Source organism: Thioclava marina, from assembly GCF_002020135.1.
GTDB lineage: Bacteria > Pseudomonadota > Alphaproteobacteria > Rhodobacterales > Rhodobacteraceae > Thioclava > Thioclava marina.
Map to the genome: position 1 here is coordinate 107,974 of NZ_MPZS01000001.1, position 11,832 is coordinate 119,805.

Consider the following 11,832-nt stretch of genomic DNA (forward strand, 5'->3'; position numbering starts at 1 on the left):
CAAGACGATGTGCTGTCGAGCTGGAGCATTGCGAAAGAATGCGTTTTATGAAATTTAAATCTTGGGAAATCGCGTTAAAGAAAGTTGAACATGATGCGGATGAATGCCTTGACGCTGAAACAGCTGCGCGCGCTCGATGCGGTGGCGCGCGGCGGTTCCTTGACGGCGGCGGGTGAGACGCTTGGGCTCACGACACCGGCAATCCATACGCAGATCAAGGGCTTGGAAGAAGCGGTCGGGATGAAGCTGATCCAGCGCGCGGCGGATGGCTCGGGTTCGGAGCTGACCGAGGCCGGCATGGCCTTGCGTGAGACGGCGCGACGAATCGAGGACAACTTGTCGCAGGCCGCCGCCAACCTGCTCGCCATCCAGCGTGGGCAGTCGGGCAGGGTCACGCTTGGTGTTGTCTCGACCGGAAAGTATTTCGCGCCACGGTTGGTGAAGATGCTGCAAGACGCGCATCCCGAGATCGAGGTTGCGCTGCGGGTGGGCAACCGCTCGAGCATCATCGAAGGCGTCGAGCGCGGCACCTTCGATCTCGCGATCATGGGCAGACCTCCGCGTCATCCGCCCGTAATCGCCGAGCCGATAGGCGAGCATCCGCATGGGTTGATCGTGCCGCCGGGCCATCCGCTGATCGGGCAGGGGATGCAGCTCGATCTTCTGTTCGACCAGACCTTCCTTGCGCGCGAACAAGGCTCGGGAACCCGGATTGTGATGTCGCGCTGGCTCGACCGGATCGGCGAAGGACGGATCTACGACACGCTCGAGATGGATAGCAACGAGACGATCAAGCAGGCGGTGATGGCCGGCCTCGGCATTGCCTTTCTCAGCCTGCACACAGTCATGGACGAGCTTGCGACAGGCCGGCTCGTGCAGATCGACGCGCCGGGGCTGCCGCTCATGCGTCACTGGTTCCTGGTACGCCGCGAGGATGAACGCACGCGGGAACTGGCGCTGAGGGTCTGGGAAGAGATCGTCGAGATGAAGGGCGCGTTCCTGCCACGGATGGAGCAAGATTGACCTTGCCTGCGGCTGAGTTAACTCTGTCGCAAAAGGGAGGTGCGCATGGCATATGCAATGGCAATCACGGCGCCCGGAGGGCGCGACCAGTTCCACCGGATCGAGATCGACCCGCCGCAGCCGGGGCCGGGAGAGGTCACGTTAAGACACACCGCTATCGGATTGAATTTCATCGATGTTTATTTTCGAACGGGTCTCTATCCCTGGCCAGTGGAGCGCGATCTTATAACCGGTGCGGAAGCTGCCGGCGTGATCGAGGCGGTTGGCGAGGGTGTCAGCCTCAAGCCGGGACAGCGCGTCGCCTATACGCTTCCCAATGGCGCCTATGCGAGCCACCGAGTCGTCGCTGCCGATCAGCTTGTGCCGGTGCCCGACGCGATCTCTGACGAAGTCGCGGCGGCGGTCATGCTCAAGGGGCTGACCGTGCATTACCTCATACATCACTCATACCCGGTAAGTGATGGTGAACACGTGCTTTTTCACGCAGCGGCAGGCGGTGTCGGGTTGATCGCGGGTCAATGGCTCAAGGCCAAGGGCGTGACCGCTTATGGGACGGCTGGCGGGCCCGAGAAATGCAAGCTTGCGAAAGATCACGGCTATGCGCAAGTCATCGACTATCGCAGCGAGGATTTCGTCAAGGAAGTCATGGATTTGACGGGCGGCGCTGGTGTGGATGCCGTCTACGATTCCGTTGGCGCCGATACGCTGATGAAGTCGCTCGATGTGCTCAAGCGGTTCGGAACGCTCGTGAGCTTCGGCCAGAGCTCCGGTCCGCCGGATCAGTTCAAGGTCGGGGATCTCACGCGGAATTCGCTGCGACTGACGCGACCGACGCTGTTCCATCATACGACACGGCCGGGTTGGTTGCTTAAAGCAGCCGGCGAACTCTTTGAGATGATTGGGAAAGGCGCGATCAAGATAGAGATCGCACAACGCTTTGACCTCGCGGACGTCGCCGTTGCACATGAGGCCCTGGAGGGGCGCAAGACGGTGGGAAGCACGGTTTTGATCCCGTAAAGGCGCCAAAACAGCGCACTTCGGTTACATAATACGGATTATACGCTTTACGGATGCGACACAGGGAGGCGCAAACCGCGCCCCTAACGTCCGGATCCAAAGAGAAATGCCGCCAGTTGCGCCGTGGGCACCGGCTTGGTGAGAATTTCCACCTGAGCCGGTTGCGCCCTTTTGCGCAAAGCTTCGGACCGGTCAGCGGTCACGAGCCGCACCGGAACGTCGCTGCGGCGTGCGCGCAGTTCCTCGATCAGAGCGAGCCCGTCCATACCGTCTCCCAGCTGGAAATCGATCAGACAGGCATCGGGTTCGAGCCCGGTGGCTTCGAGCAGCTCCAGCGCTTCTTCTCCCGAACTCACATCCAGCACGGTCACGCCCCATTTCTCGAGAAGCTGGGTCATCGCGCGCGACAGTTCAGCGTCGTTCTCCACCAGAAGCACGACGATATCGCCCCCTTCGGGATCGCGTGCCAAAGCGACCGGATCGTCCTCGATGCGTGCGACCTGGCCAAGCGCGGGTTTCAGGCCGAGCGAAAACGTCGATCCGCATCCCGGTGCAGACCGTAACGTCAGTGGGTGGCCGAGAACGGCGGCCGCGCGTTCGACGATCGCAAGTCCCAGCCCCATGCCCTCGGACGCTGAGGCTTTCGCGTTAAGGCGATGAAATTCATGGAAAATCGAATCCTGATCTGCTTCCGCGATGCCCGGCCCACTATCACGAACTTCGACGAAAAGCCCATCGCGGCGCTGTCGAAGTGCCACGAAAACACCGCCCGTTTCGGTATAGCGCACCGCGTTCGAGATCAGGTTTTGCAGGATACGGCGCAGGTATGTGCGGTCGGAAATCACCACCGCATCCGTTGGTTTTATGCGTATTTTCAAACCCTTGATGCGCGCATGCAATGTGAATTCATCGCGCAGGGCTGCAAAGATCGGCCCCAGTGCGACCGGACCGGGATCGACGGTGACGTGGCCCGATTCGAGCCGCGAGATATCGAGAAGCGCGCCGAGGATCCCCTCGACCGACATCAGCGCGTTATGCGCCTTCTCGACCGTGCGCGCAGCCATTTCCGCGGTATTCTCTTCACCAAGCGAAGCGAGATAGAGCTTTGCCGCAGAGAGCGGTTGCAGGAGATCATGACTTGCCGCCGCGACGAACCGCGCGCGCGAGGCGTTTGCCCTCTCGGCGCGGGCCAGCGCATCTTCCAACTCCAGCGTGCGCTCGGTCACGCGGGCCTCGAGCGTTTCGTTGATCCGGCTCAGGCCTTCGATCGCATGGCGCTCGGCAGAGATGTCCGAGAGCGACATCACGAAGCCCCCGTCGGGCATTTCCTGCGCGAAGATTTCAAAGACCTTGCCGCCGTCCTGCGTCACCTCGACCTGGAAATGATCGTGACGCAGCGCGCGGCGGACCCAATCTCCCAGACGATGCGCCGAGAGCCCGCTCGGAAAGATGAACTGGTCTCGGACCTGATCGAGTACCGTGTCGAAATGCATCCCCTGGCGCAGACGGTTGCGCGGCAGCAGGAGAAATTCGCTGAGCCGCGCGTTCCAGCCAAGCAAGCGCAGGCCCGCGTCGAAAATGCAGACCCCGAGCTTGAGATGTTCAAGCGTCGCCCGCAGGATCTGCGCCTGATCGTCGAGAAGCCTGCCCCGCTCCTCGCGTTCGGCGCGGATCAGATCGGTCACCTCGGTCTGCAAGATCACCGTGCCGCCGTCATGGGTGCGATGTTCGGAGACCTGCATCCAGCGATCCTCACCCATCGCCTGATTGAGGATGAAGTGATGCTCGGCATGGCGTGCGCGGCGCATTGCGATCCAGCTTTCGCGGGTCATCCCGGGGGGCATGTGCAGATGATCGGAATGCGCGACGAGGTCGAGGTAATCGTGGAAATGCAGCCCCGGAACGATCTTGTCGCGCACGTCGCTCAACAACGCGTTGAAACGCGAATTGGCCATCACGAGCACGTCTTGCGCGTCGAACAGCGCAAACCCGTCCTGAACCGTCTCGATCGCGGCGGCGAGGTTCTGGCGCGCGGTTTCGGTCTCGCGGTTCGCATCGGCCAGTCGCGCATTCGAGGCGTTCAGAAGGTCGAGCGCGCGTTCGAGATCGCGGGTCCGCTCGCGCACCTGATCCTCAAGCATCGCGGCGCGCTGGAACTGCGCGAAGGCCGCACCGCGATCTTCGTTCATCTCCTCGGAATGGCGGATCAGCGCCTCGGCGATGGTCAGAAGTTTCTCGTTCTGGCGCTCAAGCGTATCTGCGGGATCGAGAAAGGATGTGGCAAGCGACTGTTTCATGACGCGGCATCCAGGGATTCGGGCGGGAAGAAAGCGACGCCCGTCATCGTCTGGTTCACATGCATCGCGCCGATCTGCTCGCCATAGGTGGAGAAACCCACCACCCCGTGGCGCGCGAGCGTGTCCGACACGGCACGTACGGATTGACGACCTTCGGCCTCGAAGCGGCGAAAAATACAGTCGAAGCCCAGAACCGCCGAAGGTTGCCGGCGCGCCGAGAGCGCGTCGAGTTCGCGCGCAAGATGGGCCGAGATGTCTTCGGGCTCGCCCAGCGTCAGCACCAGCCCCTCGTCGATCGCCGCAAAGAAAACAAGCGAGTCCCCTGCCCCGACCTGCTGGATCGAGCGCGCGTGATAGCGTCCGCCCACCCGCACGAGCACCGGGTTTGCGGCAAAGACCGTGGGAGAGAGTTCCTCGACATGAAGCCCCAGCAGCCGCGCATATTCGCGCGCGGCGGGCTCGTCATTGATCCGCACGACCGACCGCGCCTCGGGATCGGCACGGGTCACGACCATGCGCGACATGGTGGGTTTCAGGTGATTGAACGAAAAGAGCTGCACATCGCAGGCGGAACGCACGATGCTGAGAACCGCCGCGTTGGAAAACCGGCGTCCGCGCGCGAAAAGCTCGGCCCGTTGGAACCGGATCCCGTCGCCCGCCGATCCTCCGAAAAGCGGCACCGGCCCGAGACCGCCCGACAGCGCGGAGACCAGCGCGTCTTCCTGACCGGACAACCCGTCGACCAGCAGAACGGCGAATTCGCTCGCCCGCGCAAAGGCCCGCCGCGCAAGGCTCTGGCGGGCGCGCAAAAGGTCCGAAACCAGCGCTTTCGTGTCGAGTTGATCGAGGTTTTCGATCACGAGGAGTTCGGTCGAGAACCCCATCGCAGGCAAGGCGAAAGCGACGATCTGCCCCGCATCATAGCCGCGTGAGGTAATCTCTCCGGCGGTGGTGCAGCCCACCACCTCCGCCTCGGGCCAGAGTACCTGCCCCTCGCGCGCAAGGCTTTCGATATCGGCGAGCGCATCGGCAAAGAGGAAGACCTGAGCGAGATTGCCCGGCCCCAGCGCCTCCTTGATCTGGCGGAGCGCATCGGGCGCATTCGCCGACGCACAGGCCGAGCGCGGACATCCCGGCCCCGCAGGTCTGATCAAATTCTCTCGCATGGCGCCTCCCAACATCGGGAGGTTAGCCCGTCCGCCAGCTTTCCGGCAATCCCGACATGCTCTGTGCCTCGCGCGCAATCAGCACGGCCTGCGTGCGTGAACACACACCGAGCTTGCGCATGATGGCGGTGACATGGGCTTTTACCGTGGTTTCCGCGATGTTGAGGTCATAGGCGATCTGCTTGTTCATCTTGCCCTCGCAGATCTGCTCGAGGATGTTCGCCTGCTGGCGGGTGAGCTGGCTCAGGCGGCGGATCGCCTCGTCCTGCGGGCTCAGACCGTTGCCTTCGGCCAATGCCTCGCCATTGGCCTCGGGCACGAAAACCTCGCCCCGCGCGATCGCGGCAAAGGCGGCGCGGAACAGCTCGCGGCGCGAATGTTTGGGCACGAAACCGGCAGCCCCGGCTAGGATGGCCGAGCGGATCACCCGCGGCTCGTCGAGAGAGGACACGACCATGATCGGCAGATCGGGCGCGGCCTGCTTGAGCCGCATCAACCCGTCGAGCCCGTTCACATCCGGCAGGTTGAGATCGAGAACGATCACATCGGGCGTGGCCCCCTCCTCGATCTTGTCGAGCGCCTCGGCAAGCCGTTCGGCATGGGTCACCGTCTGGATCCCCGCCACCGCCTGCAAGGTCATCGCGAGCGCATCGCAAAAGAGCGGGTGATCCTCGACGATGAGGGCCGAGGTGAACTCGTTTCTGTGCTGCGGAACTGCGCGATCCTTCATGGGCCGTCCTTCGGTCTGCGTCGCGGGGTGAGAGGCCCGCTTTCTTCCAACCTAGCGCGCGGCGCGCCCGGAGGGATACTGGCAATAAGTAGGATATGGGGTTTTGCGGTGCTTTCCCCTTCACCCGGTTCAGCCTTTGGAGCGGCGCTGATAGCCCCGACGGCTCCCGCACGCGCGGCTCGGATCGGTGCAGGGCCCCGGCGATACCGATCGGACAAGGAAAAGGGCGCGAGGTTTCCCCCGCGCCCTGTCCGTCTCGCACCTTTGGATCAGTTCGCCGAAGCGAGTTTCTTGGGCAGGCGGAACGTCCAGACCATGCCACCCTGGTTGAGGTAGTTGACGTGCTTGGCGACTTCGCCACCCCAGAGCGGAACCGCGCCGCCCCAGCCCGACATCACGGTCACATATTGCTCGCCATCCTGCTCCCAGGTGATCGGCTGGCCGACGATGCCAGAGCCGGTCTGGAACGACCACAGCTCTTCGCCGGTCTCGTCATCGAGCGCGATGAACTTGCCCTCGGGCGTGCCGAAGAACACCAGACCACCCGCGGTCGCCATCGTGCCACCCCAGAGCGGCGCGTCGTTCTTGTACTCCCACTTCACCTCGCCGGTATTCGGGTCCATCGCCTTGAGCGAGCCGATGTAATCCTCGAAGAGCGGTTTGATGGTGAAGCCAGCGCCGAGATAGGCCGCGCCTTTCTTGTAGGAGATCGGCTCGTTCCAGATATCCATGCCCCACTCGTTCGAGGGCACGTAGAACAGGCCCGTCTTCTGCGAGTAGCTCATCGGCATCCAGTTCTTGCCGCCGAGGAACGACGGAACCGCGAAGACCTGCTGGCCCTTGCCATCGTCCGAGCTGGCATTCGGAGCGCCGGGGCGGTTCTCTTCGTTGTAGATCGGACGGCCGTTCTCGTCGATGCCGCTGGCCCAGCTGATATCCTTCACGAAGGGATAGGCCGCGATGAACTTCCCGTCCTCGCGATTGAGGATGTAGAAGAAGCCGTTGCGGTCGGCGGTGGCGAAGCGCTTGTTGCCGTCCTTGTCGGTGAAGGCGATCACCTCGTTCACACCGTCAAAGTCCCAGCCTTCGCGGGGCGTGGTCTGGAAGTGCCACTTGATCTCGCCGGTCTTCGGATCGATCCCGAGACGCGAGGCCGCATAGAGGTTGTCGCCGGTGCCGTCGTTCTTCTCGCCCGCGTTGCGCAGCCACGAGTTCCACGGAGCGGGGTTGCCCGCGCCAAAGACCAGCGTGTCGGTGTCGATGTCATAGGAACCGCCGAGCCAGGTCGCCCCGCCGCCGGTCTTCCACATGTCGCCCGGCCAGCTCGCATTCAGCGTGCCGGTCATCGTGCTTTCCTCGCCGTTGAGCGTGCCCATGTGGCCTTCGATGGTCGGACGGGTCCAGACCAGCTCGCCGGTTTCGGCGTCGCGCGCCTGAACTTCGCCGACGATCCCGAATTCACCGCCCGAATTTCCGGTGATGACAAGGCCGTTCACGATCAGCGGCGCGGCGGTGTAGGAATAGCCTTCCTTGTAATCCGCGATCTTCTTGTTCCAGACGACCTTCCCGGTCTTGCGATCGAGCGCGACGATGCGCGCGTCCAGCGTGCCGAAATAGACATTGTCGCCATAGATCGCGGCACCGCGGTTGATCACGTCACAGCAGGGCAGGATGCCTTCGGGCAGGCGCGCATCGTATTGCCAGAGCTCTTCGCCCGTCTTCACGTCGATCGCCCACATCCGCGAGTAAGAGCCGGTGATGTACATCACGCCGTCATAGACGATCGGCTGGCTTTCCTGGCCGCGCTGTTTCTCGCCCCCGAGGCTGAAAGCCCAGGCCGGGACGAGGTTCTCGACGTTGCCCTTGTTGAGCGTTTCCAGCGGCGAATAGCGCTGGAGATGGCGGCCCATCCCGTTGGTCAGCACATCGGCGGTGCTGTTCTCGTCATTGGCCAGATCCTGCTCGGTCACGCCCGCGGTGGCGGCGGTCCCGAGGCAGGAGATGGCAACGACGGCGGCCAGTACGAATCTGTTCATCATGTCCTCCCGTTGATCTCCCCACCGTGGGCTCACACGCGGCTCACGGTGCATCACGGGTCAAGTATCGACGGCAGGCTCCCGGCGTATATTGTCCATTGGTCTTACGCCCCATGCGACCCTGCCGTCGAAACGGGAGGCGGGGGTCAGTGCAAGGTCGAGAGATAGCTCACGATGAAATCCTGAACGGTCGGATCCTCGATGCCCACATGGCGCATCTTGGTCCCGGGAACGAATTCGTCATTGTCTTCCATCCAGGCGCGCAATGCGCCGGGCGTCCAGACGAACCCCGCGTTTTCAAGGGCTTCGGAATAGGGATAGCCCTCTTTCGTGCCCGCTTTGCGCCCGACGACACCATTCAGCAGCGGGCCATAGCTCGCCTTGTCGGCATCGACCGAATGGCACCGTTTGCAAGCGGTCTCGAAGAGCGCGGCACCGGCATCGACCTTGACCTTCTCGAAGGTCTCGGCCTGCACGGGCAGGCTCAGGCACATGAGGGCGAGGGCGGAAAAAATCGGGCGCATCATCGGTTCGTCTCCTGTTACGATTGTCACTGGCGAGACTGCCCGCGCGCGGCCGATCCGGGCTTGATACGGATCAAGCTACCCCCCCGACCTTGGTCGTAATTCACGCCGAAAATCGCCGCGATCGAACGGAAAACTGCGGCGGCCGGGCCGAGACGAGAGAGAGGACACCCCGGCCGCCCACGCGCCACGTCAGGACAGCGGCGCGTATTTCCAATTATCCGCGTCGGGCGTGACCTCATCGAGATCGTAACCCGCGCCCTTCAAACGTTTCGCGGTCGGCAGGCCCGCTTCGGCGGCGCGATCGACCAGCGCCCTGCCCGCCGCCTCGTCCCTGGCCACGCCTCTCCCGCGCATCAGGTCGAGCCCGCGATTGAACATGCCGACCGGATCGCCCAGATCGGCCGCGCGCTTGTCCCAATCGGCCGCGGCGCCCGGATCGAGCGGCCCGCCAAGCCCGTTATCCTCGAGCTGGCTCATCCAGGTCATCGCGCCGGTCCAGCCATCTTGCGAGCAGCGCTCGAAGAGCATCCGCGCCTCGGCGTGGCGGCCCGATTTCGTGATCAGATAGCCCATCGCGCAATTCGTCATCGAGGTCTCGCCGCGCCCGACATCGCGCAGCGCCCGATCGAGCGACAGTTCCTCGGGATTGAGGTCTCCATAGCTCTCGGCGTCCTGTGCGAACCCGTTGCCGGGCAGAGCCGCCAGAAGCATTGCGAGGATGAAAACGTGGCGCATTGCATGACCTCCCTCGATCTCCCGAAAGCCATCGTAACATGCGCGGGCCTCACGCGGGTCACCTCGGTCCCTAGACATTGGTCGTATTGCGCATACGACCACGCATTCGCAGCATGAGCCGACCGGGAAAGATCCGGTACGGGAGGAAATCATTGGCTTTTCAATGGCTCATCGGCGCCTGCGCCGCGCTTGTGCTTGCGACTCAAACGCAGGCCGAGGTGCTGCGCATCGACTGGATCGAGCGGCAGGTGTCGCCGCCGCCGGTGCTGTCGAACATGGCAGCGATTCCCTCCGGTCTCGGCCTCGACGGTGCACGACTGGCCGAAAGAGACATCGCTACGACCGGGCGCTTCACGGGGCAGAGTTATGATTTGCACGAGACAGTCGTCGCCCCGGATGCGGATTTCCTGAAAGCTGCGAAATCCACGTTGGCCGAGGGCGCCCGGGTTCTGGTGGTCAAGGCCCCTGCCCCGGATCTGCTCGCACTCGCCGACCTGCCCGAAGCGCAAGGCGCGCTCATCCTCGACGCCTACGCGCAAGATGATGCGCTGCGGGGCGCGGACTGCCGTGCCAACGTGCTGCACACCGCACCGAGCTATGCGATGCGCACCGATGCGCTGGCGCAGTTTCTTCTGAAAAAACAATGGCGCAAACTGGTTTTGATTGCCGGGCAATTACCCGAAGATCTGGCCTTTACAGCCGCATTGAAACGCTCGCTCACGAAATTCGGTCTGAACCTCGCCGGCGAGAAAACCTGGGATTTCGACGCGAATATGCGCCGCGCGGCGGCCGCTGAAGTTCCCCTGTTCACGCAGGACCTGCCCGCGCATGATCTGCTCCTCGTCTCCGACGAGCCCGGCGATTTCGCCCGCTACATCGCCTATAACACCTGGGTTGCGCGCCCACTCGCGGGGTCCGAGGGGCTCAAACCCGTCGGCTGGTCCGGCGTGGTCGAGCAATACGGCGCGGCGCAGCTGCAAAACCGCTTTCGCGAGGCGGCAGGCCGCGAGATGCAGCAGGCCGATTTCGCCGCCTGGATCGCTGTCGCGGCCCTTGGCGAGGCCTTCACGCGCACACAATCGACCGACCCCGCGATGCTGCGCACCTATATGCTCTCGGACGCATTTCGCCTTGCAGGTTTCCTTGGCCGGCCTCTGTCCTTTCGCAACTGGAACGGACAGCTGCGCCAGCCGATCCCGCTCGTGACCGAGCGTGCGGTGGCCGCCCTCGCGCCGCTCGAGGGCTTCCTCCACCAGATCAACGAACTCGACACTCTGGGCGTGGACGCGCCCGAATCCCCCTGCACAGCTTTCGGAGACGCCAGATGATCCGCGCGTTACTACTGACTACCCTTCTCGCCTCGCCCGCACTGGCCGACGAGATCTGGGTCACCAATGAAATGGACGACACGGTCAGCGTGATCGACGCGAAGACGCTCGAGGTTCTGCATACCTACGAGACCGGAGAACGCCCGCGCGGGATCACCTTCAGCCGCGACTTCAAGCGCCTTTATATCTGCGCCTCCGACAGCGATGCGGTGCAGGTGATGGACCCAGACACCGGCAAGATCCTGCATGACCTGCCCTCGGGTGAAGACCCCGAGCAATTCGTGATCGCGCCGGATGATCGGCTGCTCTACATCGCCAATGAAGATGACGCCATCACCACCGTCGTCGACACCCAGACCCGCAAGGTGGTCTCGCAGATCGACGTGGGCGTGGAGCCCGAGGGTATGGGGATATCGCCGGACGGCAAGGTTCAGGTGACGACCTCCGAGACGACGAACATGGCGCATTGGATCGACACGCAATCGCACAAGATCATCGCCAACTCTCTCGTCGATCCGCGCCCGCGCCATGCCGAATTCAGTCCTGACGGCAAGGAATTGTGGGTCAGCTCGGAGATCGGCGGGACAGTGGCGATCTTCGACACGAAGGATCAAAGCCAGATCGGCAAGATCTCCTTCCAGCTCAAGGGCGTGCGGCCCGAGAAGATCCAGCCGGTGGGCATGCGGTTTTCGCCCGATGCCACAAAGGTCTTCATCGCGCTTGGCCCCGCAAACCATATCGCGGTCGTCGATGCGAAAACGTTCGAGGTCGAGCGATATATTCTCGTCGGGCGTCGCGTCTGGCACATGGCGCTTTCGCCGGACCAGACCCGCCTGTTCACCACCAACGGTGTTTCCGGCGATGTGACGGTAATCGATATCGCCTCGCTCGAACCTATCGACACCGTGAAGGTCGGCCGTTTCCCCTGGGGCGCGGCGGCGCGTCCCTCCAGCAAGTGAAGAGGCTTCCTGTG

At 63.1% G+C, this 11,832-nt stretch carries 10 protein-coding genes; 4 read left to right on the plus strand and 6 right to left on the minus strand.

What is annotated here, in order from left to right; all coding sequences use genetic code 11:
* Positions 1-90: 90 nt before the first annotated feature.
* The gene (gene cbbR / locus BMG00_RS00545) at positions 91-1,023 is read left to right on the plus strand and encodes a LysR family regulator CbbR (protein ID WP_078527463.1); all 933 of its coding nucleotides are present in this window, start codon (positions 91-93) and stop codon (positions 1,021-1,023) included.
* Between the two features lie 45 nt (positions 1,024-1,068).
* Positions 1,069-2,040 carry a quinone oxidoreductase family protein gene (locus tag BMG00_RS00550; protein WP_078573065.1) on the plus strand — a complete coding sequence of 324 codons (972 nt, stop codon included), beginning with the start codon at positions 1,069-1,071 and terminating at the stop codon, positions 2,038-2,040.
* 83 nt (positions 2,041-2,123) lie between these two features.
* Here BMG00_RS00550 and BMG00_RS00555 read toward each other — a convergent pair whose 3' ends face one another.
* From BMG00_RS00555 to BMG00_RS00580, 6 genes are all read right to left on the minus strand, one after another.
* Positions 2,124-4,337, minus strand: coding sequence for a hybrid sensor histidine kinase/response regulator (locus BMG00_RS00555; RefSeq protein WP_078573066.1), 2,214 nt, complete (start codon positions 4,335-4,337; stop codon positions 2,124-2,126).
* Positions 4,334-5,503 (minus strand): FIST N-terminal domain-containing protein, encoded by a 1,170-nt coding sequence (locus tag BMG00_RS00560; RefSeq protein ID WP_093469983.1) that lies wholly within the window; start codon positions 5,501-5,503, stop codon positions 4,334-4,336. The genes BMG00_RS00555 and BMG00_RS00560 overlap by 4 nt, the downstream gene beginning before the upstream one ends.
* A 22-nt stretch (positions 5,504-5,525) precedes the next feature.
* A complete protein-coding gene (locus BMG00_RS00565; protein ID WP_078527471.1) occupies positions 5,526-6,233 on the minus strand; it encodes a response regulator in 708 nt (235 codons plus the stop codon).
* A 269-nt stretch (positions 6,234-6,502) separates the two neighbouring features.
* Positions 6,503-8,269, minus strand: coding sequence for a PQQ-dependent methanol/ethanol family dehydrogenase (locus BMG00_RS00570; protein ID WP_078527474.1), 1,767 nt, complete (start codon positions 8,267-8,269; stop codon positions 6,503-6,505).
* A gap of 146 nt (positions 8,270-8,415) precedes the next feature.
* Positions 8,416-8,796 carry a c-type cytochrome gene (locus BMG00_RS00575; RefSeq protein WP_337957646.1) on the minus strand — a complete coding sequence of 127 codons (381 nt, stop codon included), beginning with the start codon at positions 8,794-8,796 and terminating at the stop codon, positions 8,416-8,418.
* Positions 8,797-8,985: 189 nt separating this feature from the next.
* The gene (locus BMG00_RS00580) at positions 8,986-9,531 is read right to left on the minus strand and encodes a tetratricopeptide repeat protein (protein ID WP_078573067.1); all 546 of its coding nucleotides are present in this window, start codon (positions 9,529-9,531) and stop codon (positions 8,986-8,988) included.
* A 152-nt stretch (positions 9,532-9,683) separates the two neighbouring features.
* Here BMG00_RS00580 and BMG00_RS00585 point away from each other — a divergent pair, with 152 nt between their 5' ends.
* Together BMG00_RS00585 and BMG00_RS00590 are read left to right on the plus strand one after the other, a co-directional pair.
* Positions 9,684-10,859, plus strand: a complete 1,176-nt coding sequence (locus tag BMG00_RS00585; RefSeq protein ID WP_245794917.1) for an ABC transporter substrate-binding protein — start codon at positions 9,684-9,686, stop codon at positions 10,857-10,859.
* Complete coding sequence (locus BMG00_RS00590) at positions 10,856-11,818, plus strand: YVTN family beta-propeller repeat protein (RefSeq protein ID WP_078573069.1); 963 nt, start codon at positions 10,856-10,858, stop codon at positions 11,816-11,818. The genes BMG00_RS00585 and BMG00_RS00590 overlap by 4 nt, the downstream gene beginning before the upstream one ends.
* Positions 11,819-11,832 lie beyond the last annotated feature (14 nt).

Bases quoted from the DNA above. Each gene is read 5' to 3' on its own strand.
- cbbR (WP_078527463.1), top strand. From the start codon at position 91: ATGATGCGGATGAATGCCTTGACGCTGAAACAGCTGCGCGCGCTCGAT.
- BMG00_RS00550 (WP_078573065.1), top strand. From the start codon at position 1,069: ATGGCATATGCAATGGCAATCACGGCGCCCGGAGGGCGCGACCAGTTC.
- BMG00_RS00555 (WP_078573066.1), bottom strand. From the start codon at position 4,337: ATGAAACAGTCGCTTGCCACATCCTTTCTCGATCCCGCAGATACGCTT.
- BMG00_RS00560 (WP_093469983.1), bottom strand. From the start codon at position 5,503: ATGCGAGAGAATTTGATCAGACCTGCGGGGCCGGGATGTCCGCGCTCG.
- BMG00_RS00565 (WP_078527471.1), bottom strand. From the start codon at position 6,233: ATGAAGGATCGCGCAGTTCCGCAGCACAGAAACGAGTTCACCTCGGCC.
- BMG00_RS00570 (WP_078527474.1), bottom strand. From the start codon at position 8,269: ATGAACAGATTCGTACTGGCCGCCGTCGTTGCCATCTCCTGCCTCGGG.
- BMG00_RS00575 (WP_337957646.1), bottom strand. From the start codon at position 8,796: ATGATGCGCCCGATTTTTTCCGCCCTCGCCCTCATGTGCCTGAGCCTG.
- BMG00_RS00580 (WP_078573067.1), bottom strand. From the start codon at position 9,531: ATGCGCCACGTTTTCATCCTCGCAATGCTTCTGGCGGCTCTGCCCGGC.
- BMG00_RS00590 (WP_078573069.1), top strand. From the start codon at position 10,856: ATGATCCGCGCGTTACTACTGACTACCCTTCTCGCCTCGCCCGCACTG.